15 protein-coding genes are annotated in these 22,400 nt (G+C 65.7%); 8 read left to right on the top strand and 7 right to left on the bottom strand.

What is annotated here, in order from left to right:
- The first annotated feature begins 198 nt into the window (after positions 1–198).
- The 3 genes from rloA to VL129_RS13300 are packed head-to-tail and all read left to right on the top strand — an operon-like array spanning position 199 to position 3,261.
- A complete protein-coding gene (rloA, locus tag VL129_RS13310) occupies positions 199–738 on the top strand; it encodes a retropepsin-like aspartic peptidase RloA (protein WP_325413464.1) in 540 nt (179 codons plus the stop codon).
- An 8-nt stretch (positions 739–746) separates the two neighbouring features.
- A complete protein-coding gene (rloB, locus tag VL129_RS13305; RefSeq protein WP_325413462.1) occupies positions 747–2,273 on the top strand; it encodes an osmotic stress tolerance membrane protein RloB in 1,527 nt (508 codons plus the stop codon).
- Between the two features lie 4 nt (positions 2,274–2,277).
- On the top strand, positions 2,278–3,261 hold the full coding sequence (locus tag VL129_RS13300) for an alpha-L-glutamate ligase-like protein (RefSeq protein WP_325413460.1): 984 nt from the start codon (positions 2,278–2,280) through the stop codon (positions 3,259–3,261).
- Position 3,262: 1 nt separating this feature from the next.
- Here VL129_RS13300 and VL129_RS13295 read toward each other — a convergent pair whose 3' ends face one another.
- The 7 genes from VL129_RS13295 to VL129_RS13265 form a co-directional block, all read right to left on the bottom strand.
- Complete coding sequence (locus VL129_RS13295; protein ID WP_325413459.1) at positions 3,263–4,396, bottom strand: MalM family protein; 1,134 nt, start codon at positions 4,394–4,396, stop codon at positions 3,263–3,265.
- Positions 4,397–4,404: 8 nt separating this feature from the next.
- Entirely contained in the window at positions 4,405–5,997 is a 1,593-nt protein-coding gene (locus VL129_RS13290) for an outer membrane protein transport protein (protein WP_325413458.1), read from the bottom strand.
- A gap of 18 nt (positions 5,998–6,015) precedes the next feature.
- Positions 6,016–7,032: a transporter gene (locus tag VL129_RS13285; RefSeq protein ID WP_325413456.1), complete on the bottom strand. Its 1,017-nt coding sequence runs from the start codon at positions 7,030–7,032 to the stop codon at positions 6,016–6,018.
- A 60-nt stretch (positions 7,033–7,092) separates the two neighbouring features.
- Positions 7,093–7,863: a C39 family peptidase gene (locus VL129_RS13280; RefSeq protein WP_325413454.1), complete on the bottom strand. Its 771-nt coding sequence runs from the start codon at positions 7,861–7,863 to the stop codon at positions 7,093–7,095.
- A gap of 67 nt (positions 7,864–7,930) precedes the next feature.
- Positions 7,931–8,371 (bottom strand): DUF6160 family protein, encoded by a 441-nt coding sequence (locus VL129_RS13275; protein WP_325413452.1) that lies wholly within the window; start codon positions 8,369–8,371, stop codon positions 7,931–7,933.
- Positions 8,372–8,586: 215 nt separating this feature from the next.
- On the bottom strand, positions 8,587–11,298 hold the full coding sequence (locus VL129_RS13270) for a winged helix-turn-helix domain-containing protein (RefSeq protein WP_325413450.1): 2,712 nt from the start codon (positions 11,296–11,298) through the stop codon (positions 8,587–8,589).
- On the bottom strand, positions 11,295–13,979 hold the full coding sequence (locus VL129_RS13265; RefSeq protein WP_325413448.1) for a winged helix-turn-helix domain-containing protein: 2,685 nt from the start codon (positions 13,977–13,979) through the stop codon (positions 11,295–11,297). Before VL129_RS13265 ends, VL129_RS13270 begins: the two co-directional genes overlap by 4 nt.
- 167 nt (positions 13,980–14,146) lie before the next feature.
- Here VL129_RS13265 and pabB point away from each other — a divergent pair, with 167 nt between their 5' ends.
- The 5 genes from pabB (at position 14,147) to VL129_RS13240 (ending at position 22,168) form a co-directional block, all read left to right on the top strand.
- Positions 14,147–15,490: an aminodeoxychorismate synthase component I gene (gene pabB, locus VL129_RS13260; protein ID WP_325413445.1), complete on the top strand. Its 1,344-nt coding sequence runs from the start codon at positions 14,147–14,149 to the stop codon at positions 15,488–15,490.
- A 333-nt stretch (positions 15,491–15,823) separates the two neighbouring features.
- The gene (locus tag VL129_RS13255; protein ID WP_325413443.1) at positions 15,824–19,498 is read left to right on the top strand and encodes an ATP-binding protein; all 3,675 of its coding nucleotides are present in this window, start codon (positions 15,824–15,826) and stop codon (positions 19,496–19,498) included.
- Positions 19,498–20,139: a hypothetical protein gene (locus VL129_RS13250; RefSeq protein ID WP_325413441.1), complete on the top strand. Its 642-nt coding sequence runs from the start codon at positions 19,498–19,500 to the stop codon at positions 20,137–20,139. The genes VL129_RS13255 and VL129_RS13250 overlap by 1 nt, the downstream gene beginning before the upstream one ends.
- Complete coding sequence (locus tag VL129_RS13245) at positions 20,136–21,356, top strand: phosphoenolpyruvate carboxylase (protein ID WP_325413439.1); 1,221 nt, start codon at positions 20,136–20,138, stop codon at positions 21,354–21,356. The genes VL129_RS13250 and VL129_RS13245 overlap by 4 nt, the downstream gene beginning before the upstream one ends.
- The gene (locus tag VL129_RS13240; protein ID WP_325413437.1) at positions 21,341–22,168 is read left to right on the top strand and encodes a DUF7281 domain-containing protein; all 828 of its coding nucleotides are present in this window, start codon (positions 21,341–21,343) and stop codon (positions 22,166–22,168) included. Before VL129_RS13245 ends, VL129_RS13240 begins: the two co-directional genes overlap by 16 nt.
- Positions 22,169–22,400: the final 232 nt, after the last annotated feature.

Below are 22,400 nucleotides of genomic sequence, written 5' to 3'. Positions count from 1 at the left end.
TGTCAACACGACGAGCGTCGGACCATGCAACCTTGGTCGAGTTGTCTTTCTTTCGCCCGGTTCACAGTCCGCCCGGCGCCAGGCTTCCGGCGCCATGCTAGAATCCGCTCCGCCTGTGCCTGGGTGTTCTTCCGCGCTCCGCGCGCTCGCCGGTCTGGTCGATGCCGACCCTGCCACCGCCTGTAGTCAAATGACCCCATGAGAATTTCGCCTTTTCTCCTCTTCTGCCTGCTGCCCGGCCTGGCCAGCGCCAGCGTTGCCGGCCAGAAAACCATCTATGGTCTGAACGAATACGCACGGATCACGGACTTCGACGTAGAACTGCCCGCCAAACTCGATACCGGCGCCATGACCGCCTCGCTCAGCGCTCGCCATATCCAGCGCTTCGAGCGCGACGGGGAAACCTGGGTGCGTTTCCAGCTTGGCGATGACGAGGCGGCTGGCCCGCCGATCGAACGTCCGGTCTCGCGCATCAGCCGGATCAAGCGTCGCTCGGGTGATTACAATCCCGACGAAGGCAAGAGCTACACCGCCCGCCCGGTCATCGAAGTGCAGCTGTGCATGGGCCAGACCCTGCGCACCATCGAGGTGAACCTGACGGACCGCAGCGCCTTTCAATACCCGCTGCTGATCGGCTCCGATGCGCTGTCCGAATTTGCAGCCCTGGTCGATCCCGGCCTTAAATACGTTGCCGGCAAGCCGGCCTGCCCTTCCCCCGACGCAACCCCTGGCGAGTAAACAGCTCCATGCGCTCACTGACCCTGCATCTGAAAATTCTCATCGCCGTGCTGGTGACGCTGGGGGTGCTCGCCACGGCCTACCAGATCTTCGTGCTCGGCATTCCGCTGACCGAGGACGAGACTGCGGACCTGTGGAACATCGACGCCCGGGTGGAGTTCCAGGCCAGCCCGCGCGAGCCGGTCAAGGTGCAGATGTTCGTGCCACCACCCGCCGCCAGCCATGTCAGCCTCAATGAGAGCTTCATCTCCAACAACTACGGGGTGAGCATCAACCGTGTGGAAGGCAACCGCCGGGTGACCTGGTCTTCCCGTCGCGCCAGCGGCGAGCAGACGCTCTACTACCGGATGGTGCTGACCAAGCGTTACGGTGGCGAACAAAGCGACGAAAAGGGACCGATCTTCCGCGAAAGCATCCCCATCGAAGGGCCGGAGAAGATCGCCGCCGAAGCACTGCTGGCCCCCATCCGCCAGCACTCTGCGGACGTGGAAACCTTCATCAGCGAGACCATCAAGCGCGTCAACAACCTCGGCGACGACAATGTCGGCCTGCTGCTGGGCGGAGATCGCTCCACCGCCAACAAGGCCAAGGCCATCGACCTTTTGCTGTCCATCGCCCATGTGCCCATGGAGCGGGTGAACACCATCCGTCTGGCCAATGGCATCGCACAGACACCGGAACTGTGGCTGCGCAGCTACAACGGCAGCCAGTGGCTCTACTTCAACCCCGATACCGGCGAGCAGGGCCTGCCTGCGGACCGGCTGATCTGGTGGTTCGGTGAGGAACCGCTGATCAGCGTCGAGGGCGGCCGCAATCCCCAGGTGGAATTCACCCTGAACAACAGCCAGATCAATGCCATTCGCTTGGCACAGCTGTCCGACGCGCAGGCCCAGGCCGGCTTCCTGGAGTACTCCCTGTACGGGCTACCGCTGCAGACCCAGCAGACCTACCAGATCATGATCATGATCCCCATCGGCGTGCTGGTGATCCTGATCCTGCGCAACCTCGGCGGGCTGCAGACACTGGGCACCTTCACCCCGGTGCTGATCGCCCTGGCCTTCCGGGAAACCGAGCTGGGCTTCGGCATCCTGCTGTTCAGCCTGGTCACCGCGCTGGGCCTGATGCTGCGGTCCTACCTCGAACACCTGAAACTGCAGATGCTGCCGCGCCTGTCGGTGGTGCTGACCTTCGTGGTGATCCTCATGGCGGTCATCAGCCTGCTGAGCCATAAACTGGGCCTGGAACGCGGCCTGTCCATCGCCCTGTTCCCCATGGTGATCCTGACCATGACCATCGAGCGCCTGTCGATCACCTGGGAAGAACGCGGCGGCACTCACGCCTTCAAGGTCGCCATCGGCACCCTGGTGGCGGCCACCCTCGCCTATCTGCTGATGACCATTCCGGAACTGACTTACTTCATCTTCACCTTCCCGGGGGTGCTGCTGATCATGGTCGCCTTCATGCTGGCCATGGGGCGCTACCGCGGCTACCGGCTGACCGAGCTGTTCCGCTTCAAGGCCTTCCTCAAGGACTGACACCATGCTCGGACTCTGGAAAACCTGGAAGGCGCTGGAAGCCAAGGGAATCATGGGCATCAACCGCCGCAACGCGGACTACGTGCTCAAGTACAACAAGCGCAGCCTGTACCCGATCGTCGACGACAAGATCCTCACCAAGCAGCGCGCGCTGGCGGCCGGGATTCATGTCCCGGAGATGTACGGCATCGTCGAGACCGAGAAGCAGATCGAAGGCCTCGACCGCATCATCGGCGGGCGCAACGACTTTGTGATCAAGCCGGCCCAGGGCGCCGGCGGCGACGGCATCCTGGTGATCGCCGACCGTTTCGAAGGCCGCTACAAGACGGTGTCGGGACGCATCATCAGCCATGACGAAATCGAGCAGCAGCTGTCGACCATCCTGTCGGGCCTGTACTCCCTGGGCGGCCATCGGGACCGGGCGCTGATCGAATACCGCGTCACCCCGGACCCGATCTTCAAGAGCATCAGCTACGAAGGCGTGCCGGACATCCGCATCATCGTGCTGATGGGCTACCCGGTAATGGCCATGCTGCGCCTGCCGACCCGCCAGTCCAACGGCAAGGCCAACCTGCACCAGGGCGCTATCGGCGTCGGCGTGGACCTGGCCACCGGCATCACCCTGGGCGGCACCTGGCTGAACAACCGGATCATCCGCCACCCCGACACCGGCAACGCGGTGGATGGCGTGCAGCTGCCCGACTGGGACGGCTTCATGCGCCTGGCGGCGGGCTGCTACGAGCTGTGCGGGCTGGGCTACATCGGCGTCGACATGGTGCTCGACCAGGACAAGGGGCCGCTGATCCTCGAACTCAACGCCCGCCCCGGGCTGAACATCCAGATCGCCAACGACTGCGGCCTGACCCTGCGCACCCAGGCGGTCGAAGCGCACCTGGAAACCCTGCGCAAGGGCGGCGTAACGGAACCCCCCGAGCAACGGGTGCGCTTCGCCCAGGAAGTCTTCGGGCACGTCAAGCCGGCGGACTGAATCAGCGCAGGACCATCAGTTCGAAACTGCCTTCCTCGGCATGCCGGTGTACCTGGACACCGGCCTCGTTCAGCTCCAGGGATTGCATCGGCCGCTTGTAGGGCCGGTTGTCGAGGGTCAGCCGCGCGCGGTCCTCCTCGGTGGTCAGCAGCAGGACGTAGCGCTCGCCGCGTCCACCGAATACCGGCACCACCCCTTCCAGGAAGGCGTAGCGATGCCAGCTCTCCGGGTGCAGGGTGGACACCGCTTCGCTCACCAGGCGCGTGGGGCGCCGCGACTCGTCGAGAAACAGCAGCGAGGGATAGACCAGTTGCCGGTTGGCGAAGCTGCGCACCCGCAGGCCGTAGCGTTGCCCAAAGCGCGGCAGCTTCACCGCGATATACCGGCTATCGAGGTGCGCCAGCTTCAGGCGTGGCGAGAACCGATTGAACTCCTCGTAGCGCGGTTCCTCGGCCGACAGCTCGATGAACGCACTTTCCGCCAGCTGTTCGCAGCAGCGCTCCAGCAATTCGCGATGCTGCTCCGTCAGTTCGGCCTGGGCCGCCTGTGGCTGCCAGGTCCGCGCCGGCTGGCCATCCAGGTTCGGCAACAGCGGCGACGGCCGAGCGAATTCCACCTGCCGCCCCTCGCTGAATTCGATCGGCACAGCGGCCGGCATGGCCAAACCACCGGCCTGGCCGACCGGCGAATTGCGCACCCGTCCCTGATCGTCCACCCAGGTGAAATAGCCCCTGGAACGATCATCGGCCTGGAAGTTGCGCTCCTCCAGCCATTCCGCGGCCACGTAATCGCCATCCAGCGGATCGCGGCCCGACGGCCGCATGCTGCCGGACGCGGCGCCGGATTCCGGCGCCGCGACATGGAAACTGCTCTGCAGCGCGCCGCTGGCATCCACCCAGGTGAAATAGCGACGCTTGGCCTCGCCACCGCCCGGAGCGCCGGCGGTCCAGCCCGCCCCGTCCCGGCCGCCCGGCTCGGCCACGGCTGCGCCGCCCCCGCCAGTCGGGGGCGTTCCGGCCTCGATGAAGGTGTTATGCACACGTCCCTGGTCATCCAGCCAGGTCAGGTAGCGCCCCGACGCTGCCTGGACAGGCAGGGCCAGGGTCACCCACAACAGCGGCAGCCACTTGCGCATGTCGACTCTCAGAAGGTGGTCCGATAGCTCACCGAGAAGATATAGGCCTTGACGGTCGTCTTGATGTCCAGATCGGCATACGGGTTGTAAACCATGTCCAGCAACCCCGAACAGTTCACGTTGCAACTGGTTCCCGAGGGGATGTCCTGCTTGCTGACCAGGTAGTTGAAGCCGATATCGATTTCGGTGTCCTTGTCCCAGCGGTAGCCGGCGCCAATCCCGTACAGGTCGGCATCACCCAGCGGCGCAAGAATGTCCGCCCGATCGCTTGGGATGGCCGAGGAACGCGGCTCGTAGCCGACCCGCAGGCTCAGGCGATCGTTCACGTCGTACTGCACGCCGAGCGCCCAGCTCCACACCGACTCGTAGCCCCGGTCGAGAATGATGGATCGGCTGGTGGCGTTGTCAGGAGCGAACAGCATGGCGATGGTCAGCAGGTCCAGCTGACGGTCAAATTCCAGCTCCAGGTTTTCCCAGCTGCCGTAATCCGTCCACTTGATGTCGAAATTCATCTGCCAGCGCGGCAGCGGCCGCAATTTGATCCCCGTGGCGAAATGCGCGGGATGGGTGACATCCAGTGAAACGTTGCCCTGTTCGCGCTCCAGGATCCCGTCAGGCGTGATGCTGGTGAAAATGGCTCCGAACAGGGAACGGTCCAGGCCTTTCCAGAAGTTCTGCCAGTTGTCGGTGTACTCGATGCGGTAGTTGCCCTGCAGGCGCATCTTCGCTTCGCTCTGGTAGACGGCCCCCAGGGAGAACCACTCGGTCGGCTCCCAGAGGAAGCCCAGGTTCCAGGTCGGCGACAGTGTCTGCTGCATGTCGACTTCCAGGTTCGCCAGATCGGTGAACGGACCGAAGGGGGCGCCACACAGGTTGATCAGGACATCCATCGGATTGCCATCGATGGTGCAGAGCGCATCCTGAACGGCGGCGACTACACCGGTCATCATCCCCGGCGCCCGGAAGTCCTGTTTCAGCGCCAGCGCCTGGTGGGAAAAGCCGACCGAAAGCCCCAGGGAGAACTCGTCATTGACCTGGTAGGCCACCGAAGGCGAGAAGTAGGTGATGCGCTGCAGGGCGATTTCCTGGCCCATATAGCGGCCCGGGTCATCCTTGTCGCGCCGGAAGCCCACGGCCTGCGGGGTATACACGTTGGTGGCGAAAGTGAACTTGGAACCCGGCGGGTTGATGGATACTCCGGCCAGCGGCGCGACCAGCACCGGCACATCCACCGTTCCGCCCAGGCCCGGCAGATACATGGTCGAGGTGGTGGTACGGCTGCGTGTGCCGGCGATGGGGTCGTTCTTGAAATTGAAGAAATTCTCGCCGTAATTGGGCGGCGCATCGAACTCCGCGCGCACATCCATGACCCCGGTAACCAGCTTCAGCGCCGTCTGGCGGCCCTTCAGCTTGGCGAGTGCCGCCGGGTTGTAGTGCACTGCGTCGATGCCGCTGGAGTCGGCGGTGATCGCGTTACCCAGGGCCATGGCCTTGGGGTTTCCCACGGTCAGGTTCTGTGAAAACTGTGCCTGGCTTTCCATTGCCCAGAGCAACGTCACCCCGGCAATCGCGCGCGCAAGCGGCGAAATTCGCTTTTTCATGGGCTGTCCGCCTGCGCGTTATCGGGCCTTCAGGCCTTTGATATCCAGGGGCATGGAGAACCCCAGAAGGACATCCGGCGAATCCTCGGTCAGACCGAAACCGGCGTTGACGTTGACGATGCGATCCGGTGAGGTTCGCAGCCCCAGCGAGAAGTTCATGACTGCGCTGGTCTGCTCATTGCCCTCGCCGGACACATCCGCGAAGCGAAACTTGGGCTTCAGGCTGTGCGCCATCTGGTAGGAGGTGGCCAGCGACACGTCATAGGACAGCGCGTAAGCGAAGCCCATGCTGAGCGAGAAGGTGCCGCCGGGATGGACTTCCTCCAGCAGCCGTCCGCCGCGAACCTGATCGACATCCTTGATCGGCGCGTTGTAGGCGTAGCCGAACGAGCCGAACAGCACGACCGGATCGAGGATATGCGAGACGTTCGCCCCCAGCCCCAGGCTGTAGTAGCCATTGCCGGTCGACAGGTCGCGGTCGAGGTTGATGTCGTAGGGGCTTTCGCCAGTGGGTAAGCCCAGGTTGGCGTAGAACGTGGTGACGGGCTTGCCGCGCACCGAGTTCCAGGGTTGCCAGCGCAGGCTGGTGGACAGGTCGCCGATGCTGTAGACGTCCAGGTCGCGCTCGGTGTCGTATTTCGCAATCAGCGGCAGGCGCACGCTGAAGGTCAGGTTGTCCCAGACCCCGTAATCGAAGGTGAAGGCGTTGGTGAAGCTATGCTGCGCCTCGCTCTGGCCGATGACGCTGTAAACCGATGTACCGTTGTTTTCCGCAACCCGCACCGTCTGGATGGCCATGTCACGGGTCAAGGAGTAATCGAAACCGTAGGTAAGGGTGCGCTCGCCCTTCTTGAGCAGGGTATAGCTCTGTTCTGCGGCCTGGAAAACCTCTTCCAGTGCCTTGGCGCTGTCTGCGTCGTCGTCCTTCTTGCTTAGTGCTTCCCGGGCCTGCTCGACGCTGCTTTCTTCGGCATACACCTGCCCTGCGCTGACCAGCGAGATGATCGCCAGCCACGCCAGTCCCCGAACTCCCATGGTCTAACCCCTTGTTATTTTTTGAATTCCGGGTCGCGCGTCCCCTGCGCGATTTGCTTGTTATTTGCGACGAATGTAATGCGTTTCCTGCAGCTGATCGGCGGAGCCCATCCGGGTCGCCTGGTTCTCGGTGAATTTCGCCAGCAGCGGAAACTCACGGAAGGCCAGCAGGCTGGTGGTTCTGTCATCCACGGCGCGCATGTCCACCTCGCTCAGCGCAAGCGCATTCACGGGCGGCCGCTCGCCCGGGTAAACGATGAACACGACGTTCTGATCCCAGACGTCCTGGAAGCGCGCCTGGGTGAAGCTGATGTTGCCCAGCGCTGGGTCGGCCACATAGACCCGGCCGTCATGCACCTTGCGCAGCACCACGAAATGTTTGAAACCGGCATATTCGATCGGCACGATGGCCGGGTGTTCCAGGCTCACCAGATCCTTGAATTCGGCACGAAAACCGCCGCTCTGGTAGCCCAGCGCCGTGGTCAGGCGCTTCATGTCCAGCAGGGAGAATCCCCGCCGCTCGGCAATCTTCTCCGCTTCGCCATAGTGGAGAAGCCCTTCCATGACCTGGCGCTCGTCAAGATTGAGCCCCAGGTAGTAATCCAGCACGGTGGTCAAGGCAGCGGAACCGCAACTGTAGTCATAGGCCTGGCGAACCACGTTGCGATACTTGAGCTGGCTCAAGGGCTCAACCACCAGTGATTCACGCAGCGGTCCGGCGGCAGTCAGCCCGTGACTGACATTCAATCCACCCTCAGGCACCGTCTTGGTGTCGACAGCTTCGGTGAAGCCCCAGACGGCCAGCAGACTCCCCAGTAGAATTTCGATCATTGCTGTTCTCTCGATCCAGGAATCCGCCGGTTGCCCGGCGGATTGTCAGGCTCGGCCTGCGGAGATCTTAGTGACCCCAGATCCGCAGCTGAGTACCGGCCATGTTCTGGTCGATGATGGCCAGGGAGCCCAGGCTGGCACCGGTGTCACCCACACGGATGGCGCCGATGGACACCTGACCGGTCATTTCCGGCAGGCTGATCTGCAGTTGGTCGGTCGCGGTGCCAGCGATATCGGTGGTAACCACGTCGATCATCAGGGGATTTTCATCGCTGATGGCAAAACCGGTCATGGAGATGTTTTCCAGGCGCAGGGTGCCGCTACCGGTGGCATCGCTGTCGGTGTAGACGATGGCGCCGATGGTGCCGTTGAAGCTACCGGCGACGCTGATGCCGTCCTGACCGCTGATGCCAGCCAGGGAAGCGTCATCCAGAGCACGCAGGTCGGCCTGAGCCATGAACGGAGCAGCGAGGACAGCAGCAGCCAGAGCCAGTTGATTCAATTTCATTGTTGTTATCTCCAGAAGTTCGGTTCGCAGGGATCATCCCAAAAGCTGTCGCGGCACCCGCCTCGACAGCAGGAGCGCTTCGTCTCGCCCTGCCGCAGCACCTCGGTCGGCAGTCGGAATGCATCGAACTCGTCCTGCGCTTAAAACTAATGGGGCATTGCGAAGCTGCCAGCCTATCCAAGGGATGGCACAGGCTGGGCGTCCTCTGCCGCTTATCAGGCCTCGCCCAGCAGCCCCAGGCTCTTGCCTTTCAACACCGCCTGGGTGCGACTGCGCACCGCCAGCTTGGCGAACAGGTTGTGCAGGTGCCATTTGATGGTGGCTTCGGACAGATGCACTGCCCGGGCAATGTCACGGTTCGAAAGCCCCGCCGCCACCAGCCGCAGAATTTCCCGCTCACGGTGGTTAACCACCTGATTTTCTTCGATTTTTTCCGGATCAACGGTCAGCCGACGACATTGCTCGCGCAGCATTTCACCCAGGCTCGGCCAGGCGCCCTCCGACTGCCAGGCCTCCCAGAGCGGCAGCAGCCACAGCGCATCGTCGAGAAACAGGCGTCGGTAGCCGCGCTCCCAGGCATCGCGCACGGTCTGGCCCAGCAGGCTGAACGCCTTATCGCTGTTACCCTTGCGCCAGTACGCTACGGAGAGTAACAGGCTCAGGCGTAGGCGCCGATCGCGCTGATGCTCGCCCGCCTGGGCCGACAACAACGGCTCCAGCACTGCCTGAGCCCTCTCCGGACGCCGCTCGCTGAGCGCCAGACGGGCTTGGGCCAGACTCAGGGCGGCGAAGGCGTCGGGATAGCGGTTGATATCCAGGCGATCCAGGTGCCGCTCCAGTTGCAGGCCGGCCCGCTCCGCTTCGTGGGGACGGTGCAGCCACAACAGGAAACTCACCTTGCAGCCCATCGCCAAGGCGTAGACACGCTCGTAACCGGAGCCCTGCACATTGAGCAGCCATTCCTCCAGTTCCGCCAGCCCCTGCTCCGGCTCCCCGGCATAGAAGCGCGCGCGCACCATGACCAGCCGGGCCCGGTTGATCAGTTCAATGGGGGTGGCCACGTCGCGCCAGGTGGTGGCCAGGGGCAGTTCGGCCAGGATGGCGGCGTGGCGATCCTGTTCGTAGAGCAGATCGGCATAGGCCAGGGCCAGCGGCCCGCCGACTCGGCTGCGCCGACCGAACACCCGCTCGACCCGCTTGCGCGCCGCCTCGGCGATGGCGCGACCGCGTTCAAGCTCGCCATATTCCTTGCTGATCAGGGCTTCGATCAGACTGGTCACCACGTACAGGTAGGCGCTGTCCACCTGGCGCAGCTCGGCACGCGCCAGTGCGATGGCCTTGCCGGCCTCGGCAAAGTCGCCGAGCAGGGCCAGGGCGGCGGCCTGCACGCAGGCCAGGCTGGCGCGAAACACGGGCTGGTCGCTCGGCACCAGTGCCAGCCACTGACGGGAAATCTTCAGGCAGGTTTCCAGCTTGTCCTGATACAAGAGCACCAGGGCCTTGAGCACCTGGGCGGCACCCAGCAGTTCGACCAGCCCGGGCTGGGGCGCCTTGCCCCGCCCCTGCAGAAGGCGGCCGCTGACCTCCTCGATCAGGGCCTCGGATTCGGCGAAGCGCTGATCGAAGGCCAGCTGCCAGGCGTAGAACAGCTGAAAGACCGTGTGCTCGCGAATCTGATCGGTGGGCACCTGCTTGAGCAGGCTCAGCACCCCGTAGGCGCGGTTGCCGGCCACCAGCCGGGCACCCCGACGTTCCAGCAGGTTGGCGGCCAGGGCGAAGTCCCGAGCGCGCAGGGCGTAGGCGATGGCGCGGTCGCCATGTCCCTGTGCTTCGCTCCAGCGGGCGGCGGCCAGCAGCAGCGGTGTAGGGCTGCCGTGGCGCGCCAGGCGCCCCTGCAGGAATTCGGCGAACAGGTGGTGGTAACGGAACCACTGGCTTTGGCCATCCAGCGGAATGATGAACAGCTGCTCCCGCTGCAGACGGGCCAGGATCTCGGCACTGTCCGTGCGTCCGGTCAGGGTGTCACACAGCTCGGCGCTGAACTCGTCAAGCACCGAGGTCTGCTCCAGGAAGCGACACAGCGACGGCGGCAGACCGGCCAGCACATCCTCGGCCAGGTAATCCGCGATGTCGCGCTCGCTGCCCGTCAGCCCGCCGATGAAGGCCTTGTGGTCGGGGTGGCGCGCCAGGGCCAGGGCCGACAGATGCAGGGCGGTGATCCAGCCCTCGGTACGCTGATACAGCAGGTCCAGCTCCTGTTCGGGCAGCGCCAGGTGGCGCAGGCGATTGAGGTATTCGGCCGTCTCGGCCCGGTTCAGACGCAGCTCCGCGGCGCCGACCAACAGGCAGGCGCCGTCCGGCAATGCCGTTTCCTCACGCAGGAAGCGGGGCACGAAGCGGCTGCTGGCGATCAGGTGCAGACGTGGCGGCAGCCTGCCCAGCAGGTCGCGTACGGCCTCGGGGAAATCCGGGTGACGGATGCGATGCACATCGTCGAGAAACAGATAGATCTCGCTGGGAAAGCGCTGCACATCGGCCAGAAAGGCATCCAGCAGGGCTTCCACGGGCCAGTTCGGCCCGTCGCGCAACAGCGCACCGGTGTTGCCGCCGAAACCGGGCTGAGCCAGCTCCAGCGCCGCCAGCACATACTCGAGCAACCGTTGTGGCTCACCGTCGGCCTCGTCGCAGGACACCCAGGCCACGCACGCGCCGGAGCGGTCCAGGCGCTGACGCAGCAGGGCCAGCACCGTGCTCTTGCCATAACCGGCCGGCGCGGCAAGCAACAGCAGCGGACGATGACGCGCATCGAAAAGCCGGTCGACCAGCGGCTCGCGTCCAAGCAGCTCCCGCTCCCCCAGCGCGGTCGGAAACAGCTTGCTGCGCAACAGCGGCGGCCGAACGGTAGCGCCCTGTTCGAGATGGTTCATGTCAGCACCCCCAGATCGCGCGCGCGACGGATCGCCTGGGTGCGATTGCGCACCCGCAACTTCTCGTAGATGTTGTGCAGGTGCCATTTCACGGTACCCAGCGCCAGCGCCAGCTGGCGGCCGATCTCGTCATTGGAAAACCCCTGGGCAGCCAGGCGGATGACTTCCAGTTCGCGCTCGGTCAGCGCTTCGGACAAACCATCCTGTTCACCAGCCATGGGCTGTCCCGGCCACAACGCGATCAGCTCGCGCAGAAAGCCCTGCAGCGCAGGCTGGCGCTCAACCGCCTGCAGACGCTGCAGCAGATCGCGCACCCCCTCGCCCTCCTCCAGGAACAGGCTGCGCACGCCTTCGCGCTCGGCCCCGAGCAGACATTGCACCAGCAGGCTCTGGGCACGCTCGTGATAGCCCAGATGCTGGTAGCTGAGCGCCGCCAGCAAGTCCAGGCGCAGTCGCTGCAGCTCATGCCAGCCGGGCTGCAGCAGGGTGCGCAACTGGGTGATTTCATGCAGCGCCTCGCTGTACTGGCTGCGCGCCTGCTGCAGGCGAACCCGGCTCAGGCCCAGCACCCATTGCACCGGATTGCACGCATGCTGGGCGTAGGCGGCCACCTGGCGCGGCCAGTCGACTGATTTCAGGCGCTGCTCGGCACGCTTCAGACGCTCGCTGCCGGTGTCCTGCAACAGACCGAGGATTTCCTCGCCAACAGCCTGGGCATAGAACCGCCAGGACTGGTGACGGGCCGCGAGATTCTGCACCTCCATGAGTGTGGCCTGGGCCTCCTTGACCTGGCCGCGCAGACGTTGCAGACGCGCCAGGCAAAGCAGGCCACGCGCATAGAAGTCGATGGGGTTAATGACATCGACGCCCGCCAGCGCTCGCCGCAGGCGCTCCTCGAGACCCTCGAAGCGTCCCTGCTGGTAGGCGATCAGCCCGGCACCGATCTGCGGCAGCACCAGCGCCGAACTGCCAGGCTCGAAGCAGGCCTGGCCACGCTCCAGCAGCCGCTCGGAAAGCATGGCGGCCTGACGCAGGCGTCCCTGTTCGTAGGCCAGAAATACCTCGATATTGCCGAGCTGCATGTCCAGGTAGCGACCTTCCAGGAAATGGTTGCGCTGGCGGGCCAGTGCAATCAGCCGCCGCGCCGGCTCCGGCTGGGCGAGCGCCGCGTGGGCCAGCGCGCCCATCAGCAGGGTGGCGGCCTCCAGAAAGGCGCTCTGCTGATCCGGGCGTGCTTCAACCTTGCGCACCAGCGCCACGCACAGCTGCAGGTCATCCTTCTGCAAGGCCAGCATTGCCTTGATCGCCAGCACCGCCAGGCGCCCATCGCGCAGCGCCGCCTCGTCCTCGCACGACCAGCGCGACAGCAGCTCGTCCAGTAGCCGGTTGGCCTCCGCCAGGGACAGGCTGGCGGCCTTGTCCCAGACATCCACCAGCAGCAGGATCGGGTGACGCGCCACCAGCGCGTCGGGGATCTTGCGCCGCCAGCGGTACAGACGCCGCAGCTGGCCGCGATTGATCAGCTCCAGACCATAGCCGCCCACCAGCGCGGCGAGCATTTCCGCATCCTCGGCCAGGCAGGCATGCTCGATGGCCAGGGTCTGCATGTGGTGATTGGTGAACCACAGGCTGGTCTTGAAGTGCAGCTGGCGAAAACGCTCCGCATCCTCGTGGCGCAGGCGTGACTGCAGGAAATTGGCGAACGGGCGATGGAAGCGGTACCACTGGCGCTCCCGGTCCAGGGGCAACAGGAACAGCTGGCGGGCTTCCAGGTCCTCCAGCAGGGCCTGACCGTCCGAGCGCCCCGTCAGGGCGTTGACCAGCTCGCCGTTCAGTCGCGCCGGCACGCCGAGTACCAGCAGCAGCGCCTGGGTTTCGGGCGGCAAACCCTCGAACAGGGGCCGCAACAGGGCATCCAGCGCGTTTGCGGTGCGCGTCGCCGCTTCCGCGCGCGGGATGGATTCGGACCAGTGCTCGCGGCCCAGCAACACACCCGCGAGCCAGCCTTCGGTGAGTGCGTGCAGCTCCTGCAGGTTCTCTTCATCGAGATCGAGCGACGGCAGCTGGCGCAGCTCGTCCAGATGCAGACTCAGGTCATCCATGCCAATTTCCAGCAGCTGTCCCCTGGCGCGCAGCACGGCAAGATTCAGCGCGGGCCGGCGGTCGCAGCCAATGACCAGGGTCAGGCCGGCGGGGGCCAGCTGCAGGAAGCGATTGAAGGCCGCCAGCAGTTCCGGGCTGCCGGGCTGCCAATCGTCCAGCACCAGCAACAGCGGGCGACGCAATTCGCCCAGCTCGGCCAGCAGACTGTCGAGGATCAGTCCGGGTGCCGGGCTGGCCGGGGCACCGAGCAGTTTCAGCAGATCGGCGCCGACGCCGGGCAGCTGCAGGCGCAAGGCGTGCAGCAGCCGCGAGAGGAAATGCCGGGGGTCGGCATCGCTGGCGCCCAACGACAACCAGGTGCAGGCGCTGCCCTGCGCCTGGCGGCTGGCGATCAGTTCGGCCAGCAGGCTGCTCTTGCCGGAGCCGGTTGGCGCGCAGAGCAGAATCAGTCGGGCATTCGCGTGCTCGGCCAGCAAATCGTGCAGGCGGCGGCGCAGCACATAGTCATCCGGCATCGGCGGCAGGAAACGCCAGGACGGATGCGCAAGGCCGCCCACCGGATCTGAGACGACATCCATGGTCTGAATCCCTTGCTGCTTATATTTATCGTTATGGTCGGGCTCAAGGCCCCTCGGGATGTCCCAGATACTAATCACCCCCCCTCGGCCGCGCAAACCGACTGCGGCGCTAGGACAAGCCTGGTGAGCGGAATACAATCCCCGTCACGTTATTGCCCACGATCCCCATGCCTACCTGCCACTGCCACGCCCTGCCCTACCAGGCCGATCCCACCGAGCGTTTTACCCGCATTCGCCACGCCCCGGGGGCGGTGTTGCTGGACAGTGGCCGGCCCGGCGCCGAGCGCGGACGTTATGACCTGCTGTCCGCCTGGCCATTGGCCTGTCTGAGCCCGGAGCCCGACGAATCGGCCAACCACTTCTTCCAACGCCTGCGCGCGGCGCTGGGGACGCTGGGCCGGGCCGAGGCGCCGGCAAACGGCCCGCTGCCGTTCACCGGCGGGCTGATCGGCTACCTGTCCTACGACTTCGGCCGGCGCCTGGAACAGCTGCCCGCACAGGCCCAGGACGACCTCGGCTTTGCCGATGCGCAGTTGGGCCTGTATGCCTGGGCGCTGATTTCCGATCATCAGCTGCGCACCACGCAGCTGATGTTCCACCCCACCGTCGACACCGCTGAGCGGCAGCGCCTGATCCAGCTGTTCGAAGCGGAGGCGGCGTCCGAGAACCATGCCGCCTTCCGACTGCTCGCACCGTTCCGACCCGACCAGAGCGCAGCGCAATACGAGGGCGCCGTGCAGCGCATCCTCGACTACATCCGCGCCGGCGACTGCTATCAGGTGAACTACGCGCAGCGCTTCCGGGCCCACTGCCAGGGCGACGCCTGGCAGGCCTATCGCGCGTTGCGCGTGGCCTGCCCGACGCCCTTTTCCGGCTTTATCAGCGGGCCCGGCGGCACCATCCTCAGCCATTCGCCCGAACGCTTCATCGAAGTGCGCGCCGGTCAGGTGGAAACCCGGCCGATCAAGGGCACCCGGCCGCGCGGTGCCACGCCCAGCGAGGATCGCCAGCAGGCCGAAGCCTTGCTGGCCAGCGCCAAGGACCGTGCCGAGAACCTGATGATCGTCGACCTGCTGCGCAACGACCTGGGGCGCAGTTGCCGGACCGGCTCGGTGCGCGTGCCCGAGCTGTTCGCGCTGGAGAGCTATCCCAACGTGCACCATCTGGTCAGCGCGGTGACCGGCGAGCTGGCGGACGGCAAGGATGCGCTGGACCTGCTGGCCGGCAGCTTCCCCGGCGGCTCGATCACCGGCGCGCCGAAGATCCGTGCCATGCAGATCATCGACGAACTGGAGCCGACCCGCCGCGCCCTGTACTGCGGCTCGCTGCTCTATCTGGACGTCCGCGGCGAAATGGACAGTTCCATCGCCATCCGCAGCCTGCTGGTCAAGGACGGGCAGATCAGTTGCTGGGGTGGCGGCGGCATCGTCATGGACTCCGACTGGCAGGCCGAGTACCGGGAATCCATCGCCAAGGTCGAGGTGCTGCTGCGCACGCTGGAAGCGCTGTGATTAGCGTCCCCTCTCGGCGACATTCCCACCCCCTTCGGCCGGGATAAACCCGGCCCTACAGATTTTCCGACTCACGGGCAGCGCGAACCTTGTGGGGCCGGCTTTACGCCGGCCAGCGGAGTCGAAGGCCGAGCCTCGGTGGCATACCCCACGCCGTCGGCCGGAATAGACCTGGCCGGGCAGGTCTGACCGGGTAGGTCTGGCCGGATAGGGTGGCCACACAAAAAGCGCGGCAAATCGCCCCAAATGTGACGACCGCGCTCGATTGCGACTCGGCAGCGGCGTGCCGCTTGCTTAAACTGCGCCCTTGCTTCGCATCTTCGAAGGATTCGCATGCCCAGCCTGAATCGCCTCATTCTGATCAACACCCACCTCAAGGGTGTGGTCGAGCTGGTCGTGGACGACCACACCAACATCTGCGGCACCAACGCCTCCGGCAAGACCACCCTGCAGCGCCTGGTGCCGGTGTTCTATGGCGAGTACCCGAGCCGCGTGGTGCCGGCCACCCGTGACAGCTTCGAGCGCTGGTACCTGCCCACCGAGCAGAGCTTCATCGTCTACGAATACCAGCGCATGGACGATGAGCCGTGTCAGGCGATCCTCGCCACCAGCAGTGACGGCCGCGGCGTGGATTACCGGCTGGTACACAAGGGTTTCGACCTGGAGGACTACATCCGCAGCCGCCAGGGCGACAGCATCGTCTGCCGCACCATGAACGAGCTGGGCCGGCATTTCCGCCAGCTCGGCGTGGCGGTCAGCAACCAGCTCAACACCCGCCAGTACCGGGCGATCATCCAGAACGACCGCACGCTGCTGTCCGCCGACAGCCAGCGCAGCGAACTGCGCCAGCTGGCCCGCCAGTTCTCGCTGTGCAGCGGCGAGCACAGCCTGCGGCATATCGAGAAGCTGGTGCGCGCCGTGCATTCGCGCGAAGGCAAGATGGAAACCATCAAGTCGATGGTCGCCGCCATTCTCGAGGAGGACGGTGTCTCCCCGCCGACCACCGGCCTGAGCTCCCAGAAGGTCGAGGACTGGATCCGTGACAGCCAGCTCATCCAGGGCTTCGCCGACCTGCGCCCGGAGTTCGCCCGTCTGGAGCGCGATTTCCAGGAACTGCAAGGTTGCGAGGCGCGCCTCAGCGGCCTGCTGCAGGCCTTCCGCACCGACGAGCCGCAACTGTTCGCCCGCCAGGAAACCCTGAAGAGCGAGCTGGAGCAGCTCGGCTTCGAACTCAATCGCCTGGAAGGTGACTGGAAAGAACAGCGCGACGTGCTGAGTCTCGACCTGTCCCAGGTGCAGGCGCGCATCGAAAGCGACGAAACCCAGCTCAACCACATCGAGGAGCAGTACCAGCAATACCTGGATTCCGATATCGACCAGGCCAAGGCCGACCTGGAGAAGCTCGACGGCTGGAAGCTGGAGCTGGACAACCTCAAGGAGCGCCTGCGCCTGCTCACCGAGCAGCACGCCGACGTGCAGAACGCCTACCTGGAGCGCAAGCAGATTGTCCAGGAACGCCAGCAGGAAGCGCTGGATCGCCTGCACGGACAGGAAGGCAAGGTGCGCGACGAACTGGCCGCGCGCACCCAGCAGCAGCACGCCGCCCTGAGCCAGCTGGACAAGTCCTTCGCCAACCGCCGCCAGGAGTCCGAAACCACCTACCGCGAGCAGAAACATGCCCGCGAGCTGGAGCGCAAGGATCACGAGCAGCGCATCAACCAGTTCGGCTACAGCGAAGAGGAAAGCCGCAGCCTGGACATCTTCGACCGGCGCCTGGAAGAGGCCGACGAAAAGCGCGACGCCGCCAGCCAGCAGGTCGAGTCCCTGACCCAGCAGGAACGCCAGCTGCTGCGCCAGCGCGAGGAACTCGCCCAGCAGCACCAGCAGGCGGCGCGCAAGGTGGCCGAACGCGAGCAGGAAAAGAACGCCGCCGAGCGCCTGCTCTACCCCGGCCAGCACACCCTGCTGGAATTCCTGCGCCGCGAGCAGCCGGGCTGGGAACAGCACCTGGGCAAGCTGATCGAACCGGGCCTGCTGCAGCGCACCGACCTCAAGCCCGCGCTGAGCGAAACCCCGGCCGACAGCTTCCACGGCCTGCGCCTCGACCTGGCCATGCTGCCCACCCCCGAACACGCCGCCGACGAAGCCGCCCTGCGCGCCCGCGTGCAGCTGGCCGAGGACAACCTGCAGGCCGCGCGCAATCATCTGGAAGGCCTGGAAGCCCAACTGGCCGAACAGACCGCCGCCCTCGACGACCTCAACACCCGCCTGGTGCAGGCGCGCACCGAGCTGCAACGCGACAAGGACGATCGCCAGCGGCTGCGCGAAGAGCGCGCCGCCCTCAAGGAACGCCTCGATGCCGCCCTGGCCGAGCGCCGCCTGGAAGCCCGCAAGCAACTGAGCGCGCTGGACGAAAGCCTGGCGCGCCTGAGCGCCGAACATGGCCTGTTGCTGGAAGAGCTGGCCGAGCAGCACCAGGACGCGCGCCTGGAAGCCTCGGCCCACTGGCAGCAGGTGATCCAGGATCTGGAGCAGCGTCTGGCGCAACTGCGCGGCCAGATGGACGAACAGCGCGCCCAGGGCAAGACCGAGCTGGCCGCCTGCGAAAGCTGGTACCGCAACGAACTGAAGTCCCGTGGCGTCGACGAAGCCCAGCTGATCGAACTGAAGAACGGCATCCGCCAGCGCGAACAGCGCATCCGCGAGACCGAGGCGCTGCGTTCCGAGGTGCACCGCTACGAGGAGTGGTACGCGGTCACCTGGCTCAAGCGCAAGCCGCAGCTGCACGACGATCTAGTGGCCCGGCGCGCCGAGGCCAGCGACCTCAAGCAGCGGCTCGACAGCGCCACCCAGGCCTACAAGCGCCAGCGCGACCAGCTTGAGCAGCAGCGCAAGCAGGGCCTGCAGCAGCAGGGCCAGATTGGCGAGCAGCTGGACCTGCTCAAGGGCCTGCTGCGCCGCCTCGGCGAGTGCAAGCTGCCGCGCGACGGCATACCACCGGAAGGCGAACTGGACGAGCGCCTGCGCCTCGGCCAGGAGCTGCTGCACAGCCGCGACGCGTTGATGACCACCATCAAGCAGCACGTCGACCGCTTCGACAGCCTGCTGGCCGGCAAGAGCGGCTCCAGCCTCACCGAGACCTGGGAACGCGGCCGCGAGGAATGCACGCTGGTCAGCGAGCGCGGCGTGCCAACCCTGGATTACCGCCGGCTGGTGCCGGTGCTCGCGCAACTGCTCAACGAGCTGGTGCCGCAGAGCATCCGCGGCCTGCTGGAGCAGGGGCGCATCTTCGGCAAGGACCTGTACGACTACTTCGACGTGCTGGCCGACATCGACAAGCGCATCGCCAGCCAGAGCGCGCGCATCACCCGCGAGGTCAGCGACGAGCTGTTCCTCGACGGGGTGTCCAATTCGGCGGTGACCATCCGCTCGCGCATCACCGAGCTTGAATTCTGGCCGGAGCTGCGCAGCTTCGTGAACGCCTACCGCGAATGGCAGGACAGCGGCTTCGCCGAACTGCCCGGCGAGGACTACACCGGCAGCATGCGCCGCGCCCTGGAAGTGCTCGGCCGCTCGGCCCTGAGCAGCGGCATCGCGGGCTTGCTGGAAATCGAGCTACGTCTGCGCGAGGGCAACAGCGACCTGGTGATCCGCACCGACCGCCAGCTCAACGAATCCTCCAGCCACGGCATGGCCTACCTGATCCTCTGCAAGTTTCTGCTGGCTTTCACCCGCCTGCTGCGCGGCGACGCGCCGGCGATGATCCACTGGCCGATCGACGAACTGGGCACGCTGCACCACAACAACGTGAAGAAGATCTTCGACGCCTGCACCAGCAACCGCATCCGCATCCTCGCCGCCTTCCCCAACCCGGATTCCGAGGTGCTGTCGCTGTTCAGCAACCGCTACATCGTCAACAAGCAGACCCGCCAGCTGCAGGTGGTCAAGCCGCGCCTGGATGTGATCGGCGAGCGCCTGAAAGCCCGCCAGACCGAGGAGACCGTCTGATGCTTTCCAACAAGGGACAGGTCATCGAACGCCTGCTGCAGGGCAGCTTCATCTGCCGCACCACCGACGAGGAAGGCTGGCGCTTCCTGAAGAACCCGGCCAACCGCGAACAGGTGGACGACTATCTGAACACCCTCAACCGCGTGGTGGCCAGCGTCGGCAGCGGCGCCGAGGCGGAAGTGTTCTACTGCGCCTACCGCCAGTTGGGCGAGAACGAGCGCAAGGTGGTCGGCCAGCAGTTTCGCGACGTCTGCCATGCCCTCACCCCGCTGGTGGAATGGCTGCTGCTGGTGCAGGAAGCCAGCGCCCAGGACGCGCCGCTGACCGAGGGCAGTCCGATTCGTCTGAATGAACTGCAGGGCATCGTCGAGGACACCCCGGCCTTCCGCGAGCAGCTGGCGCGCATCAGCCACTACCGGCTGTTCGGCTCCACCAGCGCCAGCGTCGACGCGCAGATCAAGCAGGTGTTCAAGAAGCTCTGCGACATGGGCTACCTGATCCGCCCCAACCCGGAAAAGCAGATCTACATCGGCACCGGCAAGCTGGACTACCTCTATGAGGTGATCCGCTTCATCGACGAAGCCGAAGGCCTGGCGCTGGAGGATCGCGCCGAGGCCGCCAGCCAGAGCAGTCTGCTATGAGCGGCAACCTGCACCAGGCCGGCGTGCGCTTCCTGCGCCAGCTGGGCCGCCACGCCGAACCCATCATGGACGCCTACCTGGCCGGCTCCATCAGCGACGAGGCGCTGGAGCCCGGCGTGCAGGAGCGCCTGGTCAAGGACGGCATCCTCTACCGCCCGGAGCCCGGCGCCGACCTGCACCTACGGCGCACGGTGCGCGCCCTGCTGGAAGAGGCGCTGAAGGACGACCGAAACCGGCAGATCGACGCCAACACCGGCGCCACCCTGGCCACCTTCCGTACGCTGGCCGCCCACTACACCGAGGCGCGCCACCAGGGCGACTTCGCCGCCGCCGACGCCTACCTGTCCGACCTGCGCGAGCACGTCTACAGCTTCTGCGAAGGCCTGGGGCACGGCATTCGCGTGCTGTGGAGCCGCATCAACAACGAATTCGGCTACGTCGGCAGCCTGAACGCCAAGATCCGCGAGAACGAGCTGGCGCAGACCCAGGTCAGCGAACTGCTCGCCGGCCTGGAACTGATCGATTTCCAGGATCTGGCCGATACCGCCGGCGACCTGCGCGAACTGCGCCGCCTGCTGGTCACCAGCCTGCAGCGCAGCGTCAGCGACGCCTACCTGGAACTGGGCGTGGTGCAGGCGCGCCTGCTCGACCTGCTCGGCCGCTTCCGCAAGATCCAGGGCCGAACCCGCCTGCTGCGTGGCTGGAGCCTGCATGTGGAGCAGCAGCCGGACTATCAGCCCGGCCAGCACACCGCCCTGCCGCAGATGCCGCAATTGCTCAACCTGGCCGAGGCGCTGCTCGCCCCGGCCGCCGTGGATATCCACGACAGCGTGCAGGAAGCCGAACTGCTGGCCCTGGCCGCGCAGGTGCGTGCGCAGCGCGAGGAGCGCGCCCTGGTGGCCCTGCCGGAAGCCGGCGAAACGCTGCTGGGCGAGGTGGAAAGCTTCGAGGTGCAGGCCAGCCCGATCCAGGAGGCCGTGCAGGAGTATCTCTGCCAGGTGATCGAGCGCGGCCAGCCGATATCCGCGCTCGCCTGGCGCGCCGAACAGCGCCTGCCCTGGGACGAGGAAACCTGGCTGTACCAGGTGATCGGCGGCTACGAGGCGCTACCCGACGAGCAGAAGGACTACTTCGAGCTGCTGCCCGAAGGCGAGGATCACCCGGTGTTCAGCGGCAACTTCATCGTGCGGGATCTGGCGCTGTGCCTGTCAGCCTAGGGAAAAGTCACGCCCGGGCGCTGCATCACCTGCTGCGCAACCACCTGCTGGAGGTGGCCTACAACGCGACCTGGCAGGACATCCACCGGGCGTTCGAACTGGGCCGGGTGGAGCGTCGCCGGCTGACGTTCACCCCGCGTGAGCGCGATCTGCTGCGCAAGGAAGCCGAACGCTATTTCGGCTGGGATCTGATCGAGCCGCTGCCGGCCGAGGACCGCATCCAGGCGGCGTCCCGGGCCATCGACGAAAAGCTCGCCCCGCAGCGGCCGGATGACGGTTTCGTGCTGGCCAAGGGCGTTCTGCCCGGGGTGCTGCCCGTCCTGCCCGCCGGCTGCGCGTTGCGCGTTGCGCTGGATCAGCTGGACCTGGCGGCCATCGGCCGCGTGCTGGTGGTCGAGAACCTCGACTGTTTCGACCAGATTCACCGCTTCGCCCTCCCCGCCAGCCTGCGCGAAGCACTGGTGCTGTATCGCGGGCATGGCGCCGCCACGCGCGGCACGCGGCAGTTGCTGCAACGCCTACCTGCCGCGGTTCCGGTTGTCGTCTTTGCGGACTACGACCCGGCGGGCCTGGTGATCGCCGCGACGCTGCCGCAAGCCGGCCAGCTGCTGGTCCCGCAGCTCACGCCCGAGTTGCTGGCCAAGGGCAGTCGCGAGCATTTCCACCGGCAACATCTGCAGGCCAGGCATCTGGACAACAGCGCGCTGGGCGGTTGGCAAACGGTGTGGGCGGAGATGAAACAGGGCGGGGTCAGCGTCAAGCAGCAGCATATCCTGGCGCTGGGCGCGCCGCTGCGCTGCATTGCCCGGTAGGGCGGTCAACGTTTTTTTTGGCCGCCGGGGTGGAATCTCGATTCGTGGTCCGGCGAGATGCCGCAACGGTGAACAAGAACGGCGTTGTCCATCCTACGTCCTGGGTTTCTGTGGGGCCGGGTTTATCCCGGCCGACGGAGCCAGATTCCCCACCACGGCTTCGGGCCCACCGCCGCTGGCCGGCATAAAGCCGGCCCCACAGGTGGACGGGATGGCCGGGACACACAAAAAA

This window comes from Pseudomonas sp. (assembly GCF_035497915.1).
Classification (GTDB): domain Bacteria; phylum Pseudomonadota; class Gammaproteobacteria; order Pseudomonadales; family Pseudomonadaceae; genus Serpens.
Note: the sequence above shows the minus strand (reverse complement) of the source record. Positions and strands in the feature narration are given on the sequence as shown.

Coding starts and splice junctions, on each gene's coding strand:
- rloA (WP_325413464.1), top strand. CDS start 199: ATGAGAATTTCGCCTTTTCTCCTCTTCTGCCTGCTGCCCGGCCTGGCC.
- rloB (WP_325413462.1), top strand. CDS start 747: ATGCGCTCACTGACCCTGCATCTGAAAATTCTCATCGCCGTGCTGGTG.
- VL129_RS13300 (WP_325413460.1), top strand. CDS start 2,278: ATGCTCGGACTCTGGAAAACCTGGAAGGCGCTGGAAGCCAAGGGAATC.
- VL129_RS13295 (WP_325413459.1), bottom strand. CDS start 4,396: ATGCGCAAGTGGCTGCCGCTGTTGTGGGTGACCCTGGCCCTGCCTGTC.
- VL129_RS13290 (WP_325413458.1), bottom strand. CDS start 5,997: ATGAAAAAGCGAATTTCGCCGCTTGCGCGCGCGATTGCCGGGGTGACG.
- VL129_RS13285 (WP_325413456.1), bottom strand. CDS start 7,032: ATGGGAGTTCGGGGACTGGCGTGGCTGGCGATCATCTCGCTGGTCAGC.
- VL129_RS13280 (WP_325413454.1), bottom strand. CDS start 7,863: ATGATCGAAATTCTACTGGGGAGTCTGCTGGCCGTCTGGGGCTTCACC.
- VL129_RS13275 (WP_325413452.1), bottom strand. CDS start 8,371: ATGAAATTGAATCAACTGGCTCTGGCTGCTGCTGTCCTCGCTGCTCCG.
- VL129_RS13270 (WP_325413450.1), bottom strand. CDS start 11,298: ATGAACCATCTCGAACAGGGCGCTACCGTTCGGCCGCCGCTGTTGCGC.
- VL129_RS13265 (WP_325413448.1), bottom strand. CDS start 13,979: ATGGATGTCGTCTCAGATCCGGTGGGCGGCCTTGCGCATCCGTCCTGG.
- pabB (WP_325413445.1), top strand. CDS start 14,147: ATGCCTACCTGCCACTGCCACGCCCTGCCCTACCAGGCCGATCCCACC.
- VL129_RS13255 (WP_325413443.1), top strand. CDS start 15,824: ATGCCCAGCCTGAATCGCCTCATTCTGATCAACACCCACCTCAAGGGT.
- VL129_RS13250 (WP_325413441.1), top strand. CDS start 19,498: ATGCTTTCCAACAAGGGACAGGTCATCGAACGCCTGCTGCAGGGCAGC.
- VL129_RS13245 (WP_325413439.1), top strand. CDS start 20,136: ATGAGCGGCAACCTGCACCAGGCCGGCGTGCGCTTCCTGCGCCAGCTG.